This is a genomic window from Gordonia metallireducens, from assembly GCF_021245825.1.
In the GTDB taxonomy this organism is placed as follows: Bacteria; Actinomycetota; Actinomycetes; order Mycobacteriales; family Mycobacteriaceae; genus Gordonia; species Gordonia namibiensis.
Genome location: NZ_JAJQJP010000029.1, coordinates 1 through 24994, shown reverse-complemented (window position 1 = coordinate 24994; position 24994 = coordinate 1). Strand labels below are relative to the sequence as shown.

Below are 24994 nucleotides of genomic sequence, written 5' to 3'. Positions count from 1 at the left end.
TTGTCACGGTGATCGGGGGACGATCAGTGATCCCCGCCGCGGATCTGATCGAGGGCGTGGTGCACGACGCCGGTGAGGACGGCCAGGCCGTCCCGCACGCCGCCGGTCGAGCCGGGAAGGTTCACCACCAGTGTGGTCCCGGCGATACCGGCGAGGCCACGCGAGAGCACGGCCGTCGGGACCTTCGGCAGTCCCGCCGCGCGGATGGCGTCGGCGAGGCCGGGGATCTCGACGTCGAGCAGCGGCCGGGTCTCCTCGGGGGTGCGGTCGGTCGGTGACAGACCCGTTCCCCCGGTGGTGAGGACGAGGTCGACGCCGGCGTAGACCGCGGCGCGGATCGCGGCGCCCACCGGCGGACCGTCGGCCACCACATCGCGCTCGGCGACGGAGAAACCCTGCTCGACGAGCCAGGCCTCGATGATCGGGCCGGTGCGATCGGGGTAGACCCCGGTGCTCGCCCGCGTCGACGCGACGACGATCTGGGCGACGCGTTGCCGCGCGGGGTCGGGAGGGGTGGTCTCAGCCATCGGACGGGGCGTCCCGCAGCCAGTCGCCGGATTTGCCGCCGGTCTTCTCGAGCAGGCGGATGCCGTCCATGCGGGCGCGCTTGTCCACGGCCTTGACCATGTCGTGCAGCGTCAACCCGGTGACGGCGACCGCGGTGAGGGCCTCCATCTCGACGCCCGTCTGGCCGGAGGTGGCTACGGTCGCGGTCACGTCGATGGAGTCGGTGCCGATGGTGAAGTCGACCTCGACCGACGACAACGCCAGCTGATGGCACAGCGGGATCAGCTCGTCGGTGCGCTTGGCCGCCATGATCCCGGCGATGCGGGCGGTCGCCAGGACGTCGCCTTTGGGCAGCTTCGACTCACTGAGGAGGCCGATCACCTCGGCCGTGGTGTGGAAGGTGCCGCCGGCGATCGCACGCCGCTTGGTCGATGCCTTGTGCCCGACGTCGACCATGCGCGCCGTGCCGCTGCCGTCGATGTGCGACAGGCGGCCGCCTTCCTCCGGAGAGACCGACCCGCCGCTGGGAGTTCCGGTGGTCGGCATCGGCGTCAGCGGTTGACGACCGTCTTCGCCTGCACGAACGGCAGGTCGTCGACCGGGAGCGGGAACTCGGTGTCACCGAACGGGGACAGCGCACCCGAGATGTGCGTCGCGAGCTCGGAGACCGCGTGGTCGGGATGGTTGCCGTCCTCGTCCTTCGGCCAGCCGTTGTCGACGTAGTGCTTCTTGCCGGCTTTGTCACCACTGTTGTTTGCCACGGGAGCATTGTGCCACGCCATTCGAATGAAAGAAGTGCGGTGTCCGGGGCATGGCGGCCGGACCGGGGCTATCGTCGTCGCATCACAGGTCACGCCACCAGGAGGCGCTGATGGCCCACCACCCAGAAGAGGTCGCCGGCTACCGCGTGATCAGCCGCCTGGGCACGGGCGGTATGGGCACGGTCTACCTGGTGGAGAACCCCCAACTCCGACGCCGCGAAGCACTCAAGGTCATCTCGGTCGCCGAGACCGTCGACGAGGAATTCGTCCGCCGGTTCAGCCGGGAGGCCCAGACCGCGGCGTCCCTCGACCACCCGAACATCGTCACGATCTTTCACTACGGCGTCACCGACGACGATCCGTGGTTCACCATGGCCTACCTCGACGGAAGGGATCTGCGGGGCGGCTCGTTCCGGCCGGACGAGATCCTCACGATCGTCGATCGCGTCGCCGACGCCCTCGACTACGCGCACACCCACGGTGTCGTGCACCGTGACATCAAACCGGGCAACATCCTCGTCACCCGGCGGGCGATGGACGACGCCCTCGACCGGGTCGTGGTCCTCGACTTCGGGATCGCGAAACTCGCCACCGCGACCACGCTGACCGCGCCGTCGTCGTTCGTGGGCACCCTGGTCTACGCCGCCCCGGAGATCCTCGACGGCAAACCGGCCGGCCCGGCGTCGGATCAGTACGCGCTCGCCTGCACCGCTTACGAACTGCTGTCCGGCGCGACGCCGTACGAGGCGGACACCCAGACCCGGCACATCGTCGCGAAGCTGACGTCACCGCCGGAGCGGATCAGCCGGTACCGGCCCGATCTCGCCGCGCTCGACCCCGTCTTCGACCGCGCCCTGGCCCGCGGCCCGCTGGACCGCTATCCCACGTGCACCGACTTCGCCCTCGATCTGCGGCGGGCGCTCGCCGCGACCGGCACCGACGCCGCGGCGACGCGGATCGTCCCGCCGCGGGCCGGTCCGACGACACGGCCACCGCCCGCGCAGCACCCGTATTCCGGACCACAACCACCTCGGTATGGGCCGGGGCCGCCGCAGGAGACGCAGCAACTCTCCGCACCGGGCTTCACTCCCCCGCTACCCGGCCACTCCGCACCCACCCGGGCAGCACCGCCGGGCGGACGACGCCGTTGGCCGCTGCTCGCGGGCGCGATCGGGGTCGTCGCGCTGCTCGCGGTGGCCGCGACCGTCGTTCTCCTCACGCGTGGCGACGAGCACAGCGGCGGCACCGGCGGTTCGAGTCCGCAGGCGGCCGCGGCCGAGGAGGTGCAACTCAGTGCCGGTCTCGGTACCACCTGTGCGATCCGCGATGGCGCCGCCTGGTGCTGGGGTGACAACCAGGCCGGACAACTCGGCGATGGCACCACGACGAACCGCTGGACACCCACCCGCGTCGCCGATCTCACCGGCGTCACCTCGATCAGCACCGGCGGGCCCAACACCTGCGCTGTCGCCGAGGGCATCGCCTATTGCTGGGGCAACAACGACTACGGACAACTCGGCGACGGCACGACGACCAGCCGCCCGAAGCCGACCCGGGTGGCCGACCTCGCCGACGTCACCGCGATCTCGACCGCCAACTGGGCCACGTGCGCCATCGCAGCCGGGTCTGCATATTGTTGGGGCACAAACGATTTCGATCAGGTGGGCGATGGTTCGACAGCCAACCAGTACCGTCCGGTGCGTGTCGCCGGGCTCGAGGACGTGACCTCGATCAGTGTCGGCGTCAACTTCGCGTGTGCGGTCGCCGGCGGCGACGCGTACTGCTGGGGACTCAACGACAACGGGCAGATCGGGGATGGCACCACCGACAACCGGTCCGAGCCCACCCGCGTGGCCGACCTCGACGCCGCGACCTCGGTGTCGGCGGGCGATCAGGCCACCTGCGCCATCGCGGGCGGCAGCGCATATTGCTGGGGCGACAACGCTTTCGGACAACTCGGCGACGGCACCAACGACTCGCGCACCACCGCAACACTCGTCTCCGGCGTCGACGACGTGACCGCGATCAGCACCGGAACCGGGCACACCACCTGCGCGATCGCGGGCGGTGTCGGCTACTGCTGGGGCGCCAACGCCTGGGGGTCGGTCGGGGACGGCACCCTGGAGGACCGCCCGAATCCCACGCGGCTCAACGGATTGTCCGATGTAACCGCGATCTCGACGGGCGACCGGACGACGTGCGCACTCGCGTCCTCGGACGTCTGGTGCTGGGGTTTCAACGCCACCGGTCAGCTCGGTGTCGGCAGCACCGACGACAAGCTGACGCCCACCCGGATCGGGTACTAGACATGGCCGTCATCCACTCGGCGGTCATCCGATTGACGGGTGCCCCGGACCGGTGCCGCATCGGTATCGTCCCAGCGTACGACCGCGACGAGTCCGAGTTCTCCCGTATTCGCTTCTCACCGTAAGAAAGAGGTGTCGCCGTGCCACTGAGTCCGGGCACCCACATCGCCGGTTACCGCGTCATCTCCCAGCTGGGCGCCGGCGGCATGGGCGAGGTGTATCTCGTCGAGAACCTGCAACTCGAGCGGCGTGAGGCGTTGAAGGTCATCTCGACCGCCGTCAGCGCCCAGCCCGGGTTCAACCAGCGCTTCACCAACGAGGCGAAGACCACCGCGAAACTCGATCACCGCAGCATCATCACGATCCACCAGTACGGCATCGAGGACGGTTCGCCGTGGTTCTCGATGAGCTACGTCGACGGCAAGGACCTCACCGAGGAGCGACTGAAGCCGGCCGAGGTCTCGACGGTCGTCACCCAGGTCGCCGACGCCCTCGACTACGCACACCGTCATCAGGTGGTGCACCGGGACATCAAGCCCGCCAACATCCTCGTCACCCGCGACCCCGGCTCTGGAGTGATCGATCGTGCCCTCGTCCTCGACTTCGGCATCGCGAAACTCGCCGGCTCGGCCAACCTGACCGGCACCCACTCGTTCATCGGGACCGTCGCGTTCTCCGCACCGGAGACCCTCGAGGGTGCCGACGCCACAGCACGTTCCGACCAGTACTCGCTGGCCTGCACCGCGTACGCACTGCTCGCGGGACAGCCACCGTTCGTCGGCCAGTCCGAGCCGTCGGTGATGCTCGGTCACATCCAGCGGCCGGTCCCCCACATCGGCCAGTTGCGCGGCGACCTCGCGCATCTCGACCCCGTCTTCCAGCGCGCCCTCGCCAAGGACCCGGCGGCACGCTACCCCGACTGCCGCAGCTTCGCCGCCGCCCTCGAGTCGGTGATCGCATCGCCGTCAGCGAAGGGCAACACGATCGCGGCCGCATCGGTTCCCCCGCCGACGCTCGTCGGCGGCAGCACCGGCGCACCGTCGGCCCCGCAGCCGTTGTACGGCCGGCCCTACGGGCAGAACACCCCGCCTCCGCAACCGACGATGACCGGACCATCCGGCCCGCAGCCGCTGATGAACCACCCCTCGGGGCCCGGCGCGACCGCGAGCATCTCTGGCCCCCAACCACTTCACAGTTCACGGCCGCAAGCTGCGATGGCGTACGCGCCGACCGGTTACCCGGGCGCATCGGGGACACCGAAGAAGAAGCGCACCGGCCTGATCATCGCCGGCGTCCTGGGTGCCGTGCTGGTCGTCGTCATCGGCGCGATCGCCGGGTTGGTGCTCCTGAGCAGCACCGCCGACGATCCCGAAAAGGCAATCGTCGCTCAGCCTTTGGTGAGCACCAACTTCGGCACCAGCTGCGCCATCGTCAACGAAACCGTGAACTGCTGGGGCGACAACACGACCGGCCAGCTCGGCGACGGGACGACCACTCCGCACAGTCGTCCGGCCACGGTCGGCGGTGTCACCGACGCGACGTCGGTCTCCGTCGGCGGCTACCTGACCGGTGAGAACAAGTATGTCGGCACGACGTGCGCGGTTGCCGCCGGCGAGGCGTGGTGCTGGGGCAACAACCACTACGGCGAGGTCGGCAACGGCTCCGACGGCAACACCGTCGACACCGCGACCAAGGTCGGCACGCTCTCCGATGTCAAGGCCATCACCACCGGCTGGGGCACCAGCTGCGCGATCGCCGGCACCGACGCTTTCTGTTGGGGCAACAACGAATACGGCCAGCTGGGCACCGGCGGCACCGACGCCGTCTCGGTCCCGACCAAGGTCCCGGGCCTCGGTGTCGTCACCGACATCTCCACCGCCTACGGCACCACCTGTGCCGTGTCCGACGGGTCGGCGTTCTGCTGGGGCAACAACGACAGCGGCCAGATCGGTGACGGCAGCACCACCGAACGGTCAGCGCCGGTGAAGGTCGGCGGGCTCGGCGAGGTCACCGACATCACCCTCGGCGGCTACCACGAGTCGGCCCCCGACGACGACAACGACCCGGCCACCAACACCAGCACCTACTTCCAGACGGCCTGCGCGATCGCCGGCGGGGACGCGTACTGCTGGGGCGCCAATGCCTACGGCCAGATCGGCAACGGCACGGCCGAACCGCGCAAGACGCCCACCAAGGTGAACACCATCGCCAAGGCGTCGGCCATCTCCACCGATTGGGGAACCACCTGCGCGGCCGCCGACGGAAAGGCCTGGTGTTGGGGCGACAACGACCGCAGCCAGCTCGGTTCCAGCGGCGGCTCGGTGAAGATCCCGCGCGAGGTCGCCAGCCTGACCGACGTCACCTCGGTCTCGACCGGCAACGGCACGTCATGCGCGATGGCGTCGGGATCGGTCTGGTGCTGGGGCTTCAACAACGACGGTCAGATCGGCGACGGCTCGAGCGGCGACTCGGCCAACCGCACGTCCCCGACCAAGCTCACCATCTGACACCGCCGCACGATGGCGAGTCGGCTACGACTCCTTCGCGCCGATGAGAGCCTCGGAGATGGTGTCCGCCGCCGCCCGCAGGGCGCCGACCGCCCGCGCGCGCAGATCGTCGTCGAACCGGGCGACCGGGCCCGAGATGCCGACCGCCATCGGCGTCGGCGCACCGGGTACGGCGACGGCCATGCCGCAGACCCCGACCTCGTACTCCTGCTCGTCGGTGGCGACACCCTCCGCGCGCACCTGTTCGACGGCCGCGAAGACGCCGGACAACGAGGTGACGCTCCACTCGGTGGCGGGCGTGAGTCCGGCCTGGGTGACGTGCTTGAGGATGCGGGCATCGTCGAGCTCGGCGAGGACCGCCTTGCCGACCGCGGTGTTGTGCATCGTCACCCGACGCCCGACCTCGTTGTTGGTGCGCATGCTGTGCGGTGAGGGGACCTGCGCCGCGTAGATGACCATGTCGCCGTCGAGCACGGCGAGGCTCGCGGTCTCACTGAGTTCGGCGACGAGCGAGCCCAGTACCGGTGCGGCGGCCGCGCCGAGTTGCCGGTTGGCCACCTCGCCGAGGCGGATCAGCCGCGGGCCCAGCGCATATGACCGGTTCGGCAGTTGCCGGACGTACCCGATGCCCACGAGCGTGCGCAGCAACCGGTGGATGGTCGGCGGCGGCAGCGGCGACTCCGACGACAGATGACTCAGGGAGCACTCGCCACCGGCGCGACCGATGAGTTCGAGGAGCTCGAAAGCCCGCTCGACCGACTGGACACCACCCGAGTTACCCGCCATTCCCACCTCCACAGTTCGGCGAAAGATTACGTTCCATGATGTGAAACCACAATCGGGGTCCACCCTCACCTCGTCCTGACGACGTGCATGGAATCAGGTAAAGTCCACTCTGCGGAATTATTTTTCCATCTGATCGACGGAGGACTCCTCATGAGCGTGCAGACCGGCCGCCTCGGTGCGGCCTTCCTGGCCGAGGTCGAGGCAGCCCTCGCCCCGGCGGACGCCCTCCTGTCCGAGAGGTATCCGGGCGACGACGGCAGCCGGCAGCCGGTCCACACCGTCTACGTCCCCGCCGACCGGTTCTCCGCCGACCTCGCGCAGCAGTGGGGCCGCACGGCGCTGGACACCGCCGCCGACCACGGGGGCCTCGACGCGGTCGCCCGCGCAACCGTGGCCCGAAGCGACTCCACCGCAACCGAACTCGCAACCCTCGTCGAGGCGAAGCTGCGCAGCGAGCCCATCGAGGATCTGCGCGTCGACTTCGAGGACGGCTATGGCGTCCGCTCCGACGACGAGGAGGACGCAGCCGTGGCGGCTGCCGTCGCCGCCATCCGCGACGCCGGCGACACCACGCCGCCGTTCCTCGGCATCCGCTTCAAATGCTTCGAGGCCGATGTGCGGGCTCGTGGCCTGCGCACCCTCGACCTGTTCATCTCCGGACTCGCCGGCACCGGCGACCTCCCGTCCGGCCTGACGCTGACCCTGCCGAAGGTGACCTCGACCGATCAGGTGACCGCGATGGTCACCGTCGCCCGCGAGCTCGAGCGCATCCACGAGCTGCCGGAGGGTCGGATCGGTTTCGAGATCCAGGTGGAGACCCCGCAGTCGGTGATGGGCGTCGACGGTTCGGCGCCGGTCGCGAAGATGATCCACGCCGGTGAGGGCCGGGTGACCGCGTTGCACTACGGGACCTACGACTACTCCGCGTCCCTCGGTATCTCCGCCGCCTACCAGTCGATGGAACATCCGGCCGCCGATCACGCGAAGGCCGTGATGCAGCTGGCCGCGGCCGGCACCGGTGTGCGCCTGTCCGACGGGTCGACCAACATCCTCCCGGTCGGCGACCGCGAGGCCGTCGAAGCCGGTTGGGCCCTGCACTCGCGCCTGGTCCGCCGCCACCTCGAACGCGGCTTCTATCAGGGCTGGGATCTCCATCCCGCCCAGCTCGTCACCCGCTTCCTCGCGACGTACGCCTTCTACCGCGACGGATTCGATTCCGCCGCAGAGCGTCTGCGCAACTATGCGCACCAGATCTCGTCGTCGGTGCTCGACGAACCGGCGACCGCCCGCTCACTCGCCGGCTTCATCCGCCGCGGCGAGGTGTGCGGCGCACTGACCGTCGACGAGGTCGAGACCGCCACCGACCTGCCCATCGCGAAGGTGCGCGAACTCGCGCTCCACCGGCCGCCCGCCGCCTGAGACCGCAAGCCCCGAACGACCATCCAGCAATCCGCCGAAGAGGACACCACGATGACCGTCTCCCCGTACTACACCCCCGCCGGTGGACTCCCGCCGCAGACCGACCTGCTCTCCGACCGCGCGATCGTCACCGAGGCCTACACGGTGATCCCGCGCGGCGTGCTCCGCGACATCGTCACCTCGGTCTTCCCCGAGTGGACCGGCACCCGCGCCTGGGTCATCAACAGCCCGGTTCCCGGTGGCGCGCAGACCTTCTCGCAGTCGATCGTCGAGGTCGCGCCGGGCGGCGGATCGGATGCCCCGGAGCCGCAGCCGGAGGTCGAGGGCTTTCTCTTCGTCACCGCGGGCACGCTGACCGTCACCGTCGCCGGTGAGGAGCGCACGCTGACCGAGGGCGGATTCGCGTTCCTGCCCGCAGGCACCGCATGGTCGGCGCACAACCGCAGCGACGCCACCACGACCTTCCACTGGATCCGCAAGCGCTACCAGCCGATCGCGGGTCACACCCCGGCCCCGAAGTTCGGCAACGAGCGCGACATCGAGCCCACCCCGATGCCCGACACCGACGCGTGGAGCACCACCCGGATGCTCGACCCGCAGGACCTGGCCTACGACATGCACGTCAACGTCGTCACCTTCAAGCCCGGGGGATCGATCCCGTTCGCCGAGACCCACGTGATGGAACACGGCCTCTACGTCCTCGAGGGCAAGGCCGTCTACCGCCTCAACGGCGACTGGGTCGAGGTTCAGGAGGGCGACTACATGTCCCTGCGCGCCTTCTGCCCCCAGGCCTGCTACGCCGGCGGACCGTCGGACTTCCGCTACCTGCTCTACAAGGACGTCAACCGGCAGATCGCCCTCTGACCCTGTCCGTCACCGGCGCACCCGCGAGGTGGCACCGGTTCCCCGGTCACCCGCTGTCGTACCGTGAGAGGCGATGCGTATCGCGGTGGTGGAGGACGACGACGGGGTCGGTGACGCCCTCGTCGACGCCCTGGTCGAGGTCGGCCACGAACCCCGCCGAATGCGGCGCGGGGCTGACCTCCTGCTCGGTCACCGGGACTTCGACCTCGCCCTTCTGGACCTGGGACTACCCGACGAGGACGGACTGACCGTATTGCGCCGGTTGCGGACGGTCAGCCGGCTGCCGGTCGTGGTTCTCACCGCACGGGACGACGAGCGATCGGTGGTGCGGGCACTGCGTGGGGGCGCCGACGACTATGTGGTCAAACCGGCACGGCTCGGCGAGCTGATGGCGCGTCTGGAGGTGGCCGCCCGCCGGCGGGTCGCCGACGCGCCGGCCGTCGCAGGGCGGCAGATATCGACCGGCGACATCACGGTCGACCTCGATGCGCGACGGGTCACCGTCGCCGGCGCCGACGTGGCACTCACCCCGAAGGAGTTCGAACTCCTCGCGCACCTCGTCGGACGCCGCGGCGAGGCCGTGAGCCGCGAACAGTTGATGGATGCGATCTGGGGCGACGCCTACGTCGCGATCTCCCGCAGCCTCGACGTCCACATGACCGCACTCCGGGCGAAGCTCGGCAGACCCGGCGTGATCGAGACGATCCGCGGGTACGGCTACCGCTGGGACTCCTGAGCGATGTGGCGGCGTGTGCTGCTCGTCCTCGTCGCCTATTCCGCGATCGTGGTCCTCGGCTTGGCCGTCCCCCTGGCTTCGACGGTGAGTCGTGAACGGCTGCAACGGTTCACCGAGAGCCGAACCGCATCCGCGACCTACTTCGCCGACCTCGCCGATCGCGAACCGGAGATACGGGGCACCGAGCTACAGCAGGCTGTCGAGCGCTACAACGCCCTCTATGGCGAGGGTGTCGTGGTGGTCGATCGAGCCGGCGCGACGCGTGCCTCGGCCGGCCTCTCGGCCCGGTCGCCGGAGGTCGCCGAAGCGGTCTCCGAGGCGTTGCGCAACCAGCGCACGCGGATCCCGTCGGGTCTGACGCCGTGGTCGCCCGCATCGGTACTGGTGTCCCGACCGATCGGTACGGGCAGTCAGGTCGACGGCGCGGTCGTGATCGCGGCATCGACGTCGGCGGCGAAGCGGGATGTCACCAGGTACTGGGCGATGATCGCCGGTGGTGCTCTTGCCATGCTGCTCGTGGGGTCGCTGATCGCGGTTGCGCTGTCGCGGTGGACGGTTCGTCCGCTGACCGCTTTGACGACCCGGGTGCGCTCGCTGCGCGCATCCATCGTCGACCACGTTCCGGACGAGGTCGAACCGCGGCCGGACGGACGTCGTGATCCCCGGCGCAGCGGCCCGCCGGAGGTCCGTGAGCTGGCCCGCATCTTCGACGCCATGGCCGACGACGTCGAGCACGCCACCGCGGCCCAGCGTCGTCTGGTCGCCGACACCGCTCACGCACTGCGTAATCCGCTCGCCGCAGTCCGGTTTCGGCTCGACACTCTCGGTCTCGGCCTGGCCGGCCGATCGCTCGCATCGCATGAGAAGACGCTGGTGGAGATCGATCGGCTGGACCGCATCGTCGAGGACCTGCTCGTCCTCGCCACCGCCGAATCGCGGCCCGCCGTCTCCGCCACCGGCGTCTGCGACGTCGCCACCGTGCTGACCGAACGTCACGACTTCTGGGCGGGAGCGTTCGCCGAGGCGGGCCTGTCGGCGTCGATCACCTTGCCGCCGGAGCGGCCACGGTCGATGATCGCCGCGGTCGACGAGGACGACCTCATCCGGGTGCTGGACGTCCTGATGAGCAACACGGTCAATCACGCGGGACCGGACGCGTCCGTCGAGTTGGGCTGCCGATCCGAAGGGCCGCGTATCCGCATCTGGGTCGCCGACACCGGTCGCGGTGTGCCCGCCTCCGAGCTGCCTCGCGTGACGGAACGGTTCTTCCGCGCGGCGACCGGCAGCGCACCGGGCTCCGGACTCGGATTGTCCATCGCCCGGGCCCTGATCGAGGGCGCCGGCGGCGAACTGACGGTGCGCGCCGGACGCCCTACGGGACTCCGGATCGACCTCTGGATACCGGCGGCGGATCTCGCGCCGGACGTCGCGTCCTAAGGGAGTGTTAGGAAACCGAGATCGGCTTTCGTCGAGCCTGTGACTGCCTTCACAGTGTTAAGGGCACCGACGCCGGACTCGTGTCGGGTGCACGTTCGACGACTGGAGGACTGATGACCGACTCGACCACCGGGCTCGCCGCGGATGCGCGCAGCGCACCACCGACATCCTCGGCCGCGGCCACTCGCCGCGCCGTCTACAACACCCTGCGCGGCTCCTCGGGCAATCTCGTCGAGTGGTACGACGTCTACGTCTACACGGTGTTCGCGACGTACTTCGAGAGCCAGTTCTTCGACTCGGCCGACAAGAACTCCACCGTCTACGTGTACGCCATCTTCGCCGTCACGTTCCTGATGCGGCCGGTGGGTTCCTGGTTCTTCGGCCGGTACGCCGACCGACGGGGCCGGCGCGCGGCGCTGACCTTCAGCGTGTCGTTGATGGCCGCGTGCTCGCTGGTCATCGCACTGACACCGGGCCGCGAATCGATCGGAGTTTGGGCGGCGGTCGTCCTGGTCCTCTGTCGTCTGGTGCAGGGCTTCGCGACCGGCGGCGAGTACGGTGCGTCGGCGACGTACATGTCCGAGGCGGCCACGCGTGAGCGTCGAGGGTTCTTCTCGTCGTTCCAGTACGTCACGCTGATCGGCGGACACGTGCTGGCGCAGCTCACGCTGCTCGTGATGCAGGGTTTCCTCGACAAGGACCAGATCTCCGACTTCGGTTGGCGCATCGCCTTCCTCATCGGCGGTGTGGCCGCGGTCGTCGTCTTCTGGCTGCGCCGCAGCATGGACGAGTCGCTCACCCCGGAGCAGTTGGAGGCCGTGCGCACCGGCGCCGATTCCGAGTCCGGATCGATTCGCGAACTCATCCTGCACCACTGGCGCTCGCTGGTGGTCTGCTTCCTGGTCACCATCGGCGGCACCATCGCCTTCTACACCTACAGCGTCAACGCCCCGGCCATCGTCAAGACCGCCTACGAGGACCACGGCCGCGCCGGAACGTGGATCAACCTGATCGGACTGGTGTTCCTGATGGCGCTGCAGCCGATCGGCGGGATGATCAGCGACAAGGTCGGACGCAAGCCGGTGCTCGTCTTCTTCGGTGTCGGCGGCGTCATCTACACCTACGTCCTGATCACCTACCTGCCCCAGACCACCTCGGTGGCCGCGTCGCTGACGCTACTCGGCATCGGCTACATCATCCTCACCGGCTACACCTCCATCAACGCGATCGTGAAGGCCGAACTGTTCCCGTCGCACGTCCGTGCTCTCGGCGTGGGCCTCGGTTACGCCCTCGCCAACTCGGCGTTCGGCGGCACCGCACCGCTGATCTACCAGGCGGCGAAGAACGGCGGTCACGTCCCGTGGTTCATCGCCTACGTCACCGCCGTGATCACGGTATCGCTGCTGGTCTACATCTTCGTGCTGCGCAACAAGGCGGAGACGCCACTCGACCGCGAGCAGGGTCGGGCCTTCGTCGACGCAGAGATCGGTGCGCGGCGCGCCTAAGGTGACACCATGTCGCACGCACGCGGGTCGGTCGACCGTCGGACCGTGCTCCGCGGGTGCGGCCTGGGTGCGCTGCTCCTGCTGTCCGCGTGCGGAACCGAGCGCGGCGCACCGGTCCGGCTCGCGGCGGGTGAGACCGGCGGCTTCTTCTGGGAGTTCGCCGGTCTCCTCGCGGCGGCGGCCGACCGGTCGGGCGCACCGCCGATCCGGCCTCGGCAGTCCAACGGCTCCGCGGAGAACCTCGACGCCCTCTCCCAGGGGTCGGCGGAGCTCGCCCTCAGCCTCCGCGACGCCGCCGTGGAACGCGCGGACCCGCAACTGACAGCTCTCGGGTGCGTATACGAGAACTATTTCCAGGTGGCGGTCCGCGACGATTCGGGCATCGCGTCGGTCGCCGATCTGCGCGGGCGGGTGGTGAGCGTCGGCGCACCGGGTTCCGGGGCCGCGGAACTCTCCGAGAGGGTTCTCGTCGCGGCCGGGCTCGGGCCCGAGCGCGACATCCGGCCGGTACGCCAGACGATGCGGGAGGCCCGCGCCGCGCTCGCCACCGGGGAGGTCGACGCGGTCATGTGGGCGGGTGGTCTGCCGACCCCGGCATTCGCCGACCCGCAGGTACCGATCGCTCTACTCGACCTCGGCGGAATCGTGCCGGCGCTACGACAGCGGCACGGCCTCGCGTACGAGCCCGTGCGCATCCCGGCCGACATCTACGGTCGGCATCCGGCGGTCACCACCGTCGGGGTCGCGAACCTGCTGCTCGCCCGTCGGGACGTGCCCGACGCGACCGCCGCGGCCGTCGTCGACCTACTGCTCGATCAATCGGCCCAGCTCGTACCGGCCCAGGCGATCGGCAGTCAGTTCCTCGACGCCCAGTCGTTGATCGTCACCGGGCCCATCCCCCTGCATCCGGGAGCCGCCGCCGAATACCGCCGCCGACACGGGTGAACGCCACTCGACCGCGAACAGGGTCGGGCATTCGCCGACGCAGAGGTGGCCGCCCGCCCGCGACCGTGGCCGATAGACTCGTGCGAAATCCGTCCGATTCGGGCGTTGTGGATCGGCTGTACTTCGAGAGTCCGGGAGACACCTATGAAGCAGACGGCTTCCCGTCGCGCCGCGTTCGTTGCCGGATTGTTCGTGATCGCGCTTGCCGCCGCCGGGTGCGGGAGTGCCGAGGCCGACCGCGATTCGTCCATCTCTACCCCCGCGGTTGATGCCGGGGCCACCCCCTCCGAGCTGACGGTGACGGGTGAGGACGACGTGTCGGTGACGCTCACCGGCCCGCTCGCGATCAAGTACGCCTCGGCGACTCAGGCACAACGAGAAGCGCTGGGCAGGCCGCTGACCGGCGATCACAACGCCGGCACTCGCGAGAGCGGTGTCGTGTACCAACAATTCCGCGGTGGTGTGATCATCGCGAAGAACAGCGACCCCGGAACGCCGGCATACATCGTCACCTCCGGCAAGATCCGCGACGCATGGAACACCGAGCGCGCCCCGGACGGCACCCCAATGCTCCTCGGCACCAACGGTTCGGCCGGACCTCTCGGCGTCCCCACCAGTGACGTGACGGTCGACGGGCCTCTCGAGACGGTGACCTTCGAACACGGCGAGATCTCCGAGAACACGACGACCGGCGAGGTCACGGTGACGGTCGACGGCAACGTCGTGCCATCAGGTCTGAGATAGCCGCTACCCGACGGCTCGAGCGCCGCATCCACAGCCCTGTCGCGCGTCCGATGAGAAATCAACGGCCGGGTGGTCAGTCCCGGTGAGCACTCAGACACGAGGAGAGGGACTCGGATGCCCACCGACACCACCCAAGCGCAACTGATAGCTGCAGCCGCCGATCACATGCTGGCTTTCGCCGCCGCAATCCCCGATTCCGAACTGGACCGTCCGACGCCGTGTCGCGACACGCATCTCGCCGCGCTGCTGGCCCACGTCGACGGACTCTCGCAGGCGTTCGCGGCCGCTGCGCGCAAGGATTTCGGTCCGTTGACGTCGACGCCGCCGGAACCGGCGCAAAGCCGCCTGTCGACGAAGTGGCGAGACGAACTGCAGGGTCACGTGCGTGAACTCGCGGACTCCTGGAACGACACCGCAGCATGGGAGGGCATGACCCAGGCGGGCGGCGTCGAGTTGCCCGCCGAGATCATGGGCCTGGTCGCACTGTCGGAACTGGTTCTGCACGGCTGGGATGTCGCACGCGCTGCGGATATTGCATTCGACGTCCCCGACGAGATCCTGCAGGTCGTGTTCGACTTCCACTACCCACCCCAGCCGCAGGAAGACCGCGACGGCATGTTCGGGCCGGTGGTCGAGGTGCCCGACGACGCACCACTCGTCGACCGACTCGCCGGTCTCACCGGCCGGGACCCGCGGTGGCCGCACGCCATCCGGGAGGACCAGTAGTCGAGTAATTCGATGGCCACCGAATCAGATTGCGTTTTGTCCCGGCACCCGGGACAAAACGCAATCGGATCCTCGGGTGCCGGACCGTCGGAACCCCGACCGTCAGCTCAGATCGTGAACGGCCAGCCGGTGACCTTCTTCTCGCGCGGCTTCGCGTAGGTGCGGACCTTCGACGTCGAGAGTCCCATCCGGACAAGACCTTCGGCGATCGTGACCGCGGAACGCACACCGTCGACGATCGGGACGCCGGTCGCGGCGCGGACCTGCTCCTCGAGCTCGGCCATGCCGCCGCATCCGAGGCAGATCACCTCGGCGTGGTCGTCGTGCACCGCCTTCGTGGACTGTTCGACGATCGCCTTGACCGCCCGCTCCGGGTCCGATTCCAGTTCCAGCACACCGAGTCCCGACGCCCGGACCGACGCGCAGCGCTGGTCGAGGCCGGCGAGCTTGAGCCGGTCCTCGATCAGCGGGACCGTCCGGTCCAGCGTCGTCACGACCGAGAACTTGTGTCCCAGGTACATCGCCGTCGACGCCGCGGCCTCGGTGATGTCGACGACCGGGACCTCGAGGAGTTCCTGGAGCCCTTCCCGTCCGTGTTCGCCGTACCCGGCCTGGATGACCGCGTCGTACGGTTCGGGATAGGCGAGGATCGCGTCCATCACCGCGATGGCGGCGAGGTAGGACTCGAAGTTGCCCTCGCACGAGTCGGCACCGAATCGTGGTGTCATGCCGACGATCTCGGTGCCGGGCGAGGCGACCGACCGAGCCGAGTCGGCGATCGCCTCGGTCATCGACTCGGTCGTGTTGACATTGGCGACGAGGATGCGCATCGGATCTACCTCCTGGCGATCAGTGGGTGCTGGCGACGGAGATCGGCTCGCCCGACACCTCGGCGAACGGTCCGCGGCGATCGGCCACCAGCAGGTAGACGACCGCGCCGAGACCGGCACCGATGAACCAGGAGAACTCCGAGACCACTTCGAAGGCCGGGACGAAGGCCATCACCAGGGCGAAGGCCGCCGTCGGGACCAGCGCGACGATGGCCCGCAGGTTCACGCCGTTCCGGTAATGGTAGGCGCCATCAGGTGCCTCGGAGAACAACGCGGGCACATCGATCTTCGAGCGGCGGACGAGCCAGTAGTCGGCCATGACGATGCCGAACAGCGGTCCGAGCAGCGCACCCAGCCCACCCAGGAAGTAGTTGATCACCGCCGGCGAGTTGTACAGGTTCCACGGCAGGATGATCAGTCCGATGATCGCGGTCACGAGTGCCGCGCGGCGGAAGTTCAGGTAGCGCGGGAACAAGTTGGACAGCGCGTAGATGGGCGCGACGAAGTTGGCCATCAGGTTCACCGCGACCGTGAGGATCAGCAGCGCCAGGCAGGCCAGCACCAACAGGAAGGTGTTGGGCACGGTCTGGACGATGTCCGACGGCGACTCGATGACCCGTCCGTCGATCCGGAACTGCGCACCGGCCAGCACGACCACGATGCCGCCGAAGAGCAGCATGTTGAGCGGGATGCCCCAGAAGTTGCCGCGCACGATGGCTTTTCGCGATTCCGCGTTGCGGGTGAAGTCGCAGAAGTTCAGGACGAAGGTGCCGTAGATGGCGACCCACAGGCTCGCGCCGCCGATGATCTTCAGCCACATGTCGACGCCGGTCAGCGAGTCGGGGGTGGTCCACGCGATGGTCCAGTCGGCGTTACTGAGCATCCAGATGGCCAGCGCCACCATGGTGAACAGGATGACCGGGCCGGCGAAGGCCTCGTAGCGGCGGATCATCTCCATGCCGTAGCTGACGATGATCACCTGGATCACCCACAGCGAGACGAAAGAGATCCAGCCCAGAGTCGAGAGGCCGAGGAAGCGGTTGGCGTCCAGATCCTCCGCGCCGGGGAACAACGCGACCAGCATGATCCGGAGGACGACCGACGCGAGGTAGGTCTGGATGCCGAACCAGGCGATCGCCACGCCGCCGCGGATGAGCGCCGGGATCTGCGCGCCGCGGATACCGAACGAGATGCGGCTCATGACCGGGAACGGGACGCCCGTCTTCTCGCCCATGAAGCCGGACAGGTTGAGCAGCAGGAAGAGGAAGACACCGCCGAGCACAAGTGCGGTCAGGATCTGCCAGCCGCCCAATCCGAGGGCGAAGAGCCCGATGGCGAAGGCGTAGTTGCCCAGGCTGTGGACGTCGTTGGCCCACAGCGTGAAGATGTTGTAGCTCTTCCAGCGGCGGCCGACGCGACTCGTGGGCGCCAGGTCGTCGTTGTACAGCTTGGGACTCAATCCGGCCGGGACGGTTCCGGTCACGCCGTGGGTCTCCTCGCCGGCGGACACGCCGGTCGTGGACGTCCTCGGCGTCGCCTCGTCACGCTGGATCGTGGGCGGTTCAGTGCTCATCTCTGCACTTTCGTCGGACGGTCATCTTTGACCGCGCTCCTACACTCGTGGAACTTCCGTGATGTGGAATCGGGGTTCCGCGTTCGTGAAGGTTAGCGCCCTCGTGCGGGGCGTTGTCAATAGCATCGCGAAGCGCTACTCGCGAGTCACCTTTCCGAAATCACGCCCCGACATTCCACGATGAGGAATCTGCTGGGTTAGTCTCTGGAACGACACCAGGACACGGCGATCAGCAAGGAGTCCCGCCCCATGACCTCAGAAACCGGCGCCCCGGCCCCTCTCTCCGACACCGCCGCGGACTCGACCGTTGCGCCGTTCGACCTGGTCGTGCGTGGTGAACAGACCCTGACGACCGCAGGCATCGTGGCGCGCGAGATCGGTATCCGCGACGGCCGCGTCGTCGCCATCGAACCGCTCGGCAGCGGACTCGTCGGCACCGAGGTCATCGAACTCGCCGACGACCAGGTGATGATCCCCGGTTTGGTGGACACCCACGTCCACGTCAACGAGCCGGGCCGCACCGAATGGGAGGGCTTCGACTCCGCCACCCGTGCGGCCGCCGCCGGTGGCGTGACCACCCTCATCGACATGCCGCTCAACTCGATCCCGCCGACCGTCAACGTCGACGCCCTGGCCGAGAAGCGCGCCGCCGCGCACGGCAAGACGCACATCGACGTGGGCTTCTGGGGTGGCGCCATCCCCGGCAACGAGGACGACCTCCGCGGACTCCACGACGCCGGCGTGTTCGGCTTCAAGTGCTTCCTGCTGCATTCGGGCGTCGACGAGTTCCCGCACCTGACGGCCGACGAGATGGAAGCCGACATGGCCAAGCTCGCCGAGTTCGACTCGCTGATGATCGTCCACGCCGAGGACTCCCGCGCCATCGACCACGCCCCGTCGCCCGAGGGTGACGAGTACGCACGCTTCCTCGCCTCTCGTCCGCGCGGCGCCGAGAACCTGGCGATCGCCGAGGTCATCGAGCGCGCACGCTGGACCGGCGTCCGCGCCCACGTGCTGCACCTGTCGTCGTCGGACGCGCTGCCGATGCTGGCCAGCGCGAAGAAGGACGGCGTGAAGATCACGGTCGAGACCTGCCCGCACTACCTCACCCTGCTGGCCGAAGAGGTCCCCAACGGCGCGACCGCCTTCAAGTGCTGCCCGCCCATCCGCGAGGCCGGCAACCGTGAGTTGCTCTGGGAGGGACTGCTCGACGGCACGATCGACTGCATCGTCTCCGACCACTCCCCCTCGACCATCGACCTCAAGGACCCCGAGAACGGCGACTTCGGCGTCGCCTGGGGCGGGGTGGCCTCGCTGCAGCTCGGACTGTCGCTCATCTGGTCGGAGGCCAAGAAGCGCGGCATCGGCCTGCCGCAGGTCATCGAGTGGATGGCATCGAGGCCCGCCGATCTCGCCGGCCTGCCGTCCAAGGGCCGCATCGCCCTCGGCTGCGACGCCGACTTCGCGATCTTCGAGCCGGAGTCCGCACAGATCGTCGACGTCAACCGTCTGCACCACAAGAACGCGATCAGCCCTTACGACGGCCGCGCCCTCGCCGGCGTGGTCAAGGGCACCTGGGTTCGCGGCCAGAAGGTGGACTTCGAGACCGCCCGCGGCCGGATGCTCCGTCGCGGCGACGTCTGAGGGCTGCTGTGTAATCAGGCCCCCGCTGCCGGCTGCGTGAGGCTGCTGCCCTGCGATACGAGGCCCCCACTGCTGGTTGAGTGAGGCTGCTGCCCTGCGATACGAAGCCCCCACTGCCGGCTGTGTGAAGCTGCTGCCCTGCGGTACGAGGCCCCCACTGCCGGCTGCGTGAGGCTGCTGCCCTGCGGTACGAGGCCCCCACTGCTGGTTGAGTGAGGCTGCTGCCCTGCGATACGAGGCCCCCACTGCTGGTTGAGTGAGGCTGCTGCCCTGCGATACGAGGCCCCCACTGCTGGTTGAGTAGGCCCGAGGCGCAAGCCGAGGGCCGTATCGAAGCCAACCCATCTGCACCCGGAGTAGCGATGTCGCACCGCCCGGTAAAGTCGATCGAATGAGTTCGGATGACCAGCACGCCGGCCTGGCCGAGGAGTTGGCCGCGCGTTCCGACGACGAGCTCACCGAGCTGCTGATCGAACGACCCGACCTCGCCTCCCCCACCCCGCAGGGCACGCGTGTGCTGGCGCAGCGTGCGCTGTCCGCGGCGTCGCTGGCGCTGGCCGGCGAGGATCTCGACGTGCTGGCGGTCGCCGTCCTCGAACAGGCGATCGCGCTGGGCAGCCGCAAGACCACGAAGTCCAAACGCCCGTCGGTCACCAAGATCGTCAAGTCGCTGTCCGGCCGGGCAGCCGCCGAGGACGTCCGTGCCCGGATCGAACTCCTTCGACGCCGCGCGATCCTGTGGGGCGACAAGACCTCCCTCTGCGCGGGCGAGCACGTCGACTCCGCGATGCCGTGGCGGTCACCGCATCTCACCGGTCCGCTGGCGGGTCGGAGCGGCGAGGAGATCGCGGCGATGGTCGCCGACCTCGACGAGCGACCGAAGGAACTCTTGGAGACCCTGGCCCGCGGTCCGGCCCTGGGCCGCAGCCGCGACGCCGATCCCGACGCCGACCCGAGCACCCCGGTCGCACAACTGATCTCGTCGGGCCTGCTGGCCCGCGTCGACAATCAGACCGTTGAACTCCCGCCCATGGTCGGCGCGGTGATCCGCGACGAACCGGCCTGGCACACCGACGATCTCAATCCCCCTCCGCTGAACGAGGCCGGCCTCAAGCCGCGATTCCCGGCCAAGGCGGTCGACGCCGCGGCGGGTGGCGAGGCACTCGAACTCATCCGCCACCTCACCTCGCTGCTCAACATCCTCGGCGCCACCCCCGCCGCCGTCCTGCGGTCGGGGGCGCTCGGCGTCCGTGAACTCCGGCGATTGTCGAAGCTCTCCGGCATCGAGACGCAGCGCGTCGCGTTCCTGATCGAGCTCGCCGGTTACCTACGGATCATCGACGCCGGTTTCCCGGAACCGCCGCCGCCCAACGACTCCGGCGAGCAGTCCTTCGCGCCGACCTCCACCGCGGACACCTGGTTGCACCAGCCGCGGGAGCGTCAGTGGCTGTCGCTGGCCGACGCCTGGCTGCACATGCCCCGGCGCGCCTGGCAGGTCGGTGACCCCGACCGCGACGGCAACGCGATGGCCACCCTGTCCGCCGATCTCCACGACGCCTATGCGCCGATCCAGCGGCAACTCATCCTCTCGACGCTGGCCCACGCCGACCCCGCGGTCCCGGTGACACCCGACGCAGTACTGGCGAACCTGCACTGGCACCGTCCCCGCCAGATGCGGCGCTTCAGCCGGCGCCTCGTCGCCGAAACCCTGCGTGAGGCACGTGAAATCGGGCTCGTCGCCCACGACGCGCTGACCACCGTCGGCCGGGCGTACACCGTCGAGCCGCCGGCCGATGCCGATCCCGCCGACGCCGACGCAGCGGTGCTGGCCGCGATGCGCGCCGTGCTGCCCGAGCCGGTGGACCACTTCCTCACCCAGGCCGACCTCACCCTCACCGTGCCGGGCCCGATGACACCGGAACTCGCCGAACAGGTCGAACTCGTCGCCGACCTCGAGTCGGGCGGCGCCGCATCGGTGTACCGGATCACCCCGGAGAGCGTTCGGCGCGCGCTCGACGCCGGCCGCAGCAGCAACGAGTTGCTGTCGATGTTCACCACGCATTCGAGAACGCCGGTGCCGCAGTCACTTTCGTACCTCATCGAGGATGTCGCCCGGAAGCACGGACAGCTCCGCGTCGGCGTGGCGTCGGCGTTCATCCGCTGCGAGGACCCGACGGTCCTCGCCGCGGTGCTGCGCAGTCCGGCCGCCGAACCGCTCGCGCTGCGTGCACTCGCCCCGACCGTGGCGATCTCGCCGTCGGAGGTTCGCGAGGTCATCGACCAGCTGCGCGCCGCGGGATTCGCGCCGGCAGGCGAGGATTCGACGGGCGCCGTCGTCGACCTCCGCGAACGCGGCAGCCGAGTCACCGTGTCGCGGGCCCGGCGGCAGGCCCAGCCGCGTCGCAGCGCGCCGTCGGAGGAACAGCTCCGGTCGGTGGTCGGCCGCATCCGCTCGACCGACCGCGCCGCCGCGGCCACCCCGGTCCGCAGCACCTCGGCGTCGACACCGGTACGCGCCTCCGGCAGCGGCGAATCGGCGACCGCACTCATCCAGCTCGCACTGCGCGCCAAGCGCCGGCTCCGCGTCGGCTACGTCGACGCTCAGGGATCGGCCAGCCGCCACGTCGTGACCCCGAAGGTCCTCGGTGCGGGGCAGCTGGTCGCCGTCGAGGAGGGCAGCGACACCGAGCAGCGGTTCTCGCTCCACCGGCTGACCAGCGTCGAACTCCTCGACGCCTGACCACCGCGTTGACACGACCTGTGACATTCGTCTCAGGATCTTGCTAGGCTCGCGAGTACTCAGTGCCGAGGAAAGCTGGCCCGTCATGACCGCTGTACGCGCCGACGCCACCGCCGCCGTGCCCGACACCTACCAGCACGATCTCGTGCCGCGCATCAAACCACCGTCACGACGCCGCCGCGTGAAACGTCCCGCCGACCTCGTCACCGTCGTCGGCCCGACGCTGTCGGTCGCGAACGTGATCATGCAGCTGTCCAACCCGAAGGTCGGGTACGGCGTGTACGAGAGCCGCGTCCCGCGGGGCAACGCCATCAAACGCCCGATCAAGCGTGCCCGCACCACCGGCACCTACCTGGCCGTCGCGCTGATGGGCAGCGACTCCGACAGGGAGTACATCCACAACTGCGTCGGCCGCGTGCACGACCAGGTCTATTCGACCGAGACCAGCCCCGTCCGTTACAGCGCCAACGACTCGCGCCTGCAGCTGTGGGTCGCGGTGTGCCTGCTCAAGTACTTCATCGACCAGTACGAGCTGATCCACGGACCCCTCTCCGACGCCGAACGGCAGATGGTCCTCACCGAGGCGCACCCCCTCGGCACCGCGCTCAACGTCCCCCGCGACAAGTGGCCGGCCACCTACGACGAACTCCTCGCCTACTGGAACAGCCAGCTCGCCGAACTACGGATCGACGAGCCGGTGCGGCAGGAACTGCAGAGCCTCGCCGACCTCTCGTTCCTGGAGTTCCGCGCCGGCGCGGTGGGAACCATCGCCCACAAGACGCTGGGCGGTTTCCTCACCTACGCCATCAACGCGGGGCTCCCGCCGGAGTTCCGGTCGATGATGGGCTGGACGTGGACCGCGGACGACGCCCGCCGCTACCAGGCCATTCTCACCGTATTGCGCGTCGTCGACCCGGTGGCGGCGCCTGTGCTGCGCGGCATCTTCCGGCTGAACATCGTCGACCTGAGGGTGCGCCGCCGGCTCGGCATCCCCGTGTTCTGACCCACAAACAGGCCCGTCGCTGACAATCTCCGCTGCTATCTGGACAATGGAGCGGGTGACCGATGGACCCCTGATCGTGCAATCCGACAAGACCCTGCTGCTCGAGGTCGACCACCCCGACGCGCAGGCGGCTCGTCAGGCGATCGCACCCTTTGCCGAACTCGAACGTGCCCCCGAGCACGTCCACACCTACCGGGTCACCCCGCTTGCGCTGTGGAACGCCCGCGCCGCCGGTCACGACGCCGAACAGGTCGTCGACGCGCTGGTCACCTACTCGCGCTACGCCGTCCCGCAGCCGCTGCTGATGGACGTCGTCGACACGATGGGCCGCTTCGGCCGGCTGCAGCTGGTCAAGCATCCCGCACACGGACTGACCCTCGTGAGTCTCGACCGTGCTGTGCTGCTCGAGGTGATGCGACACAAGAAGGTCGCCCCGATGCTCGGAGCGCAGCTCGACGACGACACCGTCATCGTGCATCCGTCCGAGCGCGGCCGCCTCAAGCAGGTGCTGCTGAAGGTCGGCTGGCCGGCCGAGGACCTCGCCGGCTACGTCGACGGCGAGGCGCACCCCATCGACCTCGACCAGGGCGACTGGCACCTGCGCGACTACCAGGAGATGGCGGCCGACTCGTTCTGGGCCGGCGGCTCCGGCGTCGTCGTGCTGCCGTGTGGTGCGGGCAAGACGATGGTCGGCGCGGCCGCGATGGCCAAAGCCGGCGCCACCACGCTGATCCTGGTCACCAACACCGTCGCCGGCCGGCAGTGGAAGCGCGAGCTCATCGCGCGCACCACGCTGACCGAGGAGGAGATCGGCGAGTACTCCGGCGAACGCAAGGAGATCCGACCGGTCACCATCGCGACCTATCAGGTGATGACGCGGAAGTCGAAGGGCGAGTACCGGAATCTCGATCTCTTCGACTCCCGCGACTGGGGCCTGATCATCTACGACGAGGTGCACCTGTTGCCCGCACCCGTCTTCCGGATGACCGCCGACCTGCAGTCCCGTCGGCGCCTCGGCCTCACCGCGACCCTGGTCCGTGAGGACGGCCGCGAGGGTGACGTCTTCTCCCTCATCGGGCCCAAGCGCTACGACGCCCCGTGGAAGGACATCGAGGCGCAGGGTTGGATCGCGCCGGCCGAGTGCATCGAGGTCCGCGTGACCCTCACCGACGAGGAGCGCCTGCAGTACGCGGTCGCCGAGCCGGAGGAGAAGTACAAGCTCTGCTCCAGCGCCCACACCAAGGTCAACGTGGTGAAGGCGATCCTGAACAAACACAAGGGTCAGCAGACGCTGGTCATCGGCGCCTACATCGACCAGCTCGAGGAGCTCGGCCGCGAACTCGACTGCCCGGTCATCCAGGGGTCGACGAAGAACAAGGAACGCGAGATCCTGTTCGACCGCTTCCGTTCCGGCGAACTCCAGACCCTCGTCGTGTCGAAGGTCGCCAACTTCTCCATCGACCTCCCCGAGGCCTCCGTCGCCGTCCAGGTGTCGGGCACCTTCGGTTCACGGCAGGAGGAGGCCCAGCGCCTCGGCCGCCTGCTGCGGCCGAAACACGATGGCGGACAGGCACACTTCTACTCGGTGGTCTCGCGCGACACCCTCGACGCCGACTACGCCGCCCACCGGCAGCGCTTCCTCGCCGAACAGGGCTACGCCTACCGCATCACCGACGCCGACGACCTCCTCGGCCCGACCATCGGGGACACCACCTCCGCAGACTGACCGGGGTCCTCGCCCTGACCTGCTGAAATGCGCCCCCGGAAAGCGCCCTCCAGAGCGAGGCCGGCGACACTATGTCGCCCGGTCGCCTGAACAGGGTGCTTTCCGGGGGCGCTTTTCAGGCCGTCTCCCCCGCAGGTTGAGTAGGCGAGGAGCTCGCGACGAGCTGCCCCCCCCCCCGCGGGGGGGGGGGGGGGGGGGGGGGGGGGGGGGCGCGCGGGGGGGGGGGGGGGGGGGG

The 24994-nt window shown here is 69.0% G+C and carries 20 protein-coding genes; 14 read left to right on the top strand and 6 right to left on the bottom strand.

All coding sequences use genetic code 11. The features are described from left to right. Positions 1-23 precede the first annotated feature (23 nt). From LQD00_RS11180 to LQD00_RS11170, 3 genes are read right to left on the bottom strand one after another with little or no spacing between them, the layout of a single operon-like run. Complete coding sequence (locus LQD00_RS11180; RefSeq protein ID WP_232717238.1) at positions 24-527, bottom strand: MogA/MoaB family molybdenum cofactor biosynthesis protein; 504 nt, start codon at positions 525-527, stop codon at positions 24-26. Then, positions 520-1053, bottom strand: coding sequence for a cyclic pyranopterin monophosphate synthase MoaC (moaC, locus tag LQD00_RS11175; RefSeq protein ID WP_232717237.1), 534 nt, complete (start codon positions 1051-1053; stop codon positions 520-522). Before moaC ends, LQD00_RS11180 begins: the two co-directional genes overlap by 8 nt. A gap of 5 nt (positions 1054-1058) precedes the next feature. Beyond that, positions 1059-1289 (bottom strand): hypothetical protein, encoded by a 231-nt coding sequence (locus tag LQD00_RS11170; protein WP_006868182.1) that lies wholly within the window; start codon positions 1287-1289, stop codon positions 1059-1061. Positions 1290-1378: 89 nt separating this feature from the next. Between LQD00_RS11170 and LQD00_RS11165 the strand changes: the two genes are divergently transcribed. Together LQD00_RS11165 and LQD00_RS11160 are read left to right on the top strand one after the other, a co-directional pair. After that, positions 1379-3574: an RCC1 domain-containing protein gene (locus LQD00_RS11165; RefSeq protein WP_232717236.1), complete on the top strand. Its 2196-nt coding sequence runs from the start codon at positions 1379-1381 to the stop codon at positions 3572-3574. A 140-nt stretch (positions 3575-3714) separates the two neighbouring features. Next, positions 3715-6081 (top strand): protein kinase domain-containing protein, encoded by a 2367-nt coding sequence (locus LQD00_RS11160; protein WP_232717235.1) that lies wholly within the window; start codon positions 3715-3717, stop codon positions 6079-6081. Between the two features lie 24 nt (positions 6082-6105). Here LQD00_RS11160 and LQD00_RS11155 read toward each other — a convergent pair whose 3' ends face one another. After that, positions 6106-6867, bottom strand: a complete 762-nt coding sequence (locus LQD00_RS11155) for an IclR family transcriptional regulator (RefSeq protein ID WP_232717234.1) — start codon at positions 6865-6867, stop codon at positions 6106-6108. Positions 6868-7017: 150 nt separating this feature from the next. On the opposite strand from LQD00_RS11155, the gene LQD00_RS11150 reads away from it, so the two are divergent. From LQD00_RS11150 to LQD00_RS11115, 8 genes are all read left to right on the top strand, one after another. Continuing rightward, positions 7018-8286, top strand: a complete 1269-nt coding sequence (locus tag LQD00_RS11150; protein ID WP_232717233.1) for a DUF6986 family protein — start codon at positions 7018-7020, stop codon at positions 8284-8286. 51 nt (positions 8287-8337) lie between these two features. Continuing rightward, positions 8338-9150 (top strand): bifunctional allantoicase/(S)-ureidoglycine aminohydrolase, encoded by an 813-nt coding sequence (locus LQD00_RS11145; protein WP_232717232.1) that lies wholly within the window; start codon positions 8338-8340, stop codon positions 9148-9150. A 73-nt stretch (positions 9151-9223) separates the two neighbouring features. Then, positions 9224-9886, top strand: a complete 663-nt coding sequence (locus LQD00_RS11140) for a response regulator transcription factor (RefSeq protein ID WP_232717231.1) — start codon at positions 9224-9226, stop codon at positions 9884-9886. Positions 9887-9889: 3 nt separating this feature from the next. After that, positions 9890-11323: a sensor histidine kinase gene (locus LQD00_RS11135; protein ID WP_232717230.1), complete on the top strand. Its 1434-nt coding sequence runs from the start codon at positions 9890-9892 to the stop codon at positions 11321-11323. 113 nt (positions 11324-11436) lie between these two features. After that, positions 11437-12828: an MFS transporter gene (locus tag LQD00_RS11130; RefSeq protein WP_232717228.1), complete on the top strand. Its 1392-nt coding sequence runs from the start codon at positions 11437-11439 to the stop codon at positions 12826-12828. A 9-nt stretch (positions 12829-12837) separates the two neighbouring features. After that, positions 12838-13773 (top strand): TAXI family TRAP transporter solute-binding subunit, encoded by a 936-nt coding sequence (locus tag LQD00_RS11125; protein WP_232717226.1) that lies wholly within the window; start codon positions 12838-12840, stop codon positions 13771-13773. Between the two features lie 144 nt (positions 13774-13917). Continuing rightward, positions 13918-14517: an LGFP repeat-containing protein gene (locus tag LQD00_RS11120; protein ID WP_232717224.1), complete on the top strand. Its 600-nt coding sequence runs from the start codon at positions 13918-13920 to the stop codon at positions 14515-14517. Positions 14518-14631: 114 nt separating this feature from the next. Further along, positions 14632-15243 carry a TIGR03086 family metal-binding protein gene (locus LQD00_RS11115; RefSeq protein WP_232717223.1) on the top strand — a complete coding sequence of 204 codons (612 nt, stop codon included), beginning with the start codon at positions 14632-14634 and terminating at the stop codon, positions 15241-15243. Positions 15244-15350: 107 nt separating this feature from the next. On the opposite strand, the gene LQD00_RS11110 is transcribed toward LQD00_RS11115, so the two are convergent. Together LQD00_RS11110 and LQD00_RS11105 are read right to left on the bottom strand one after the other, a co-directional pair. Continuing rightward, positions 15351-16073, bottom strand: coding sequence for an aspartate/glutamate racemase family protein (locus tag LQD00_RS11110; RefSeq protein ID WP_232717221.1), 723 nt, complete (start codon positions 16071-16073; stop codon positions 15351-15353). A 19-nt stretch (positions 16074-16092) separates the two neighbouring features. After that, entirely contained in the window at positions 16093-17646 is a 1554-nt protein-coding gene (locus LQD00_RS11105) for an NCS1 family nucleobase:cation symporter-1 (RefSeq protein ID WP_232717220.1), read from the bottom strand. A 249-nt stretch (positions 17647-17895) separates the two neighbouring features. Here LQD00_RS11105 and allB point away from each other — a divergent pair, with 249 nt between their 5' ends. The 4 genes from allB to LQD00_RS11085 all read left to right on the top strand — a co-directional run bounded on the left by allB (position 17896) and on the right by LQD00_RS11085 (position 24759). Next, on the top strand, positions 17896-19290 hold the full coding sequence (gene allB, locus LQD00_RS11100) for an allantoinase AllB (RefSeq protein WP_232717218.1): 1395 nt from the start codon (positions 17896-17898) through the stop codon (positions 19288-19290). A 391-nt stretch (positions 19291-19681) separates the two neighbouring features. Continuing rightward, complete coding sequence (locus tag LQD00_RS11095; protein WP_232717216.1) at positions 19682-22030, top strand: helicase-associated domain-containing protein; 2349 nt, start codon at positions 19682-19684, stop codon at positions 22028-22030. Between the two features lie 85 nt (positions 22031-22115). After that, a complete protein-coding gene (locus LQD00_RS11090; protein ID WP_232717214.1) occupies positions 22116-23033 on the top strand; it encodes an oxygenase MpaB family protein in 918 nt (305 codons plus the stop codon). A 55-nt stretch (positions 23034-23088) separates the two neighbouring features. Further along, the gene (locus LQD00_RS11085) at positions 23089-24759 is read left to right on the top strand and encodes a DNA repair helicase XPB (protein WP_406567003.1); all 1671 of its coding nucleotides are present in this window, start codon (positions 23089-23091) and stop codon (positions 24757-24759) included. Positions 24760-24994: the final 235 nt, after the last annotated feature.

Bases quoted from the DNA above. Each gene is read 5' to 3' on its own strand.
- allB (WP_232717218.1), top strand. From the start codon at position 17,896: ATGACCTCAGAAACCGGCGCCCCGGCCCCTCTCTCCGACACCGCCGCG.
- LQD00_RS11105 (WP_232717220.1), bottom strand. From the start codon at position 17,646: ATGAGCACTGAACCGCCCACGATCCAGCGTGACGAGGCGACGCCGAGG.
- LQD00_RS11090 (WP_232717214.1), top strand. From the start codon at position 22,116: ATGACCGCTGTACGCGCCGACGCCACCGCCGCCGTGCCCGACACCTAC.
- moaC (WP_232717237.1), bottom strand. From the start codon at position 1,053: ATGCCGACCACCGGAACTCCCAGCGGCGGGTCGGTCTCTCCGGAGGAA.
- LQD00_RS11150 (WP_232717233.1), top strand. From the start codon at position 7,018: ATGAGCGTGCAGACCGGCCGCCTCGGTGCGGCCTTCCTGGCCGAGGTC.
- LQD00_RS11135 (WP_232717230.1), top strand. From the start codon at position 9,890: ATGTGGCGGCGTGTGCTGCTCGTCCTCGTCGCCTATTCCGCGATCGTG.
- LQD00_RS11165 (WP_232717236.1), top strand. From the start codon at position 1,379: ATGGCCCACCACCCAGAAGAGGTCGCCGGCTACCGCGTGATCAGCCGC.
- LQD00_RS11155 (WP_232717234.1), bottom strand. From the start codon at position 6,867: ATGGCGGGTAACTCGGGTGGTGTCCAGTCGGTCGAGCGGGCTTTCGAG.
- LQD00_RS11145 (WP_232717232.1), top strand. From the start codon at position 8,338: ATGACCGTCTCCCCGTACTACACCCCCGCCGGTGGACTCCCGCCGCAG.
- LQD00_RS11140 (WP_232717231.1), top strand. From the start codon at position 9,224: ATGCGTATCGCGGTGGTGGAGGACGACGACGGGGTCGGTGACGCCCTC.
- LQD00_RS11115 (WP_232717223.1), top strand. From the start codon at position 14,632: ATGCCCACCGACACCACCCAAGCGCAACTGATAGCTGCAGCCGCCGAT.
- LQD00_RS11130 (WP_232717228.1), top strand. From the start codon at position 11,437: ATGACCGACTCGACCACCGGGCTCGCCGCGGATGCGCGCAGCGCACCA.
- LQD00_RS11180 (WP_232717238.1), bottom strand. From the start codon at position 527: ATGGCTGAGACCACCCCTCCCGACCCCGCGCGGCAACGCGTCGCCCAG.
- LQD00_RS11170 (WP_006868182.1), bottom strand. From the start codon at position 1,289: ATGGCGTGGCACAATGCTCCCGTGGCAAACAACAGTGGTGACAAAGCC.
- LQD00_RS11120 (WP_232717224.1), top strand. From the start codon at position 13,918: ATGAAGCAGACGGCTTCCCGTCGCGCCGCGTTCGTTGCCGGATTGTTC.
- LQD00_RS11125 (WP_232717226.1), top strand. From the start codon at position 12,838: ATGTCGCACGCACGCGGGTCGGTCGACCGTCGGACCGTGCTCCGCGGG.
- LQD00_RS11110 (WP_232717221.1), bottom strand. From the start codon at position 16,073: ATGCGCATCCTCGTCGCCAATGTCAACACGACCGAGTCGATGACCGAG.
- LQD00_RS11095 (WP_232717216.1), top strand. From the start codon at position 19,682: ATGAGTTCGGATGACCAGCACGCCGGCCTGGCCGAGGAGTTGGCCGCG.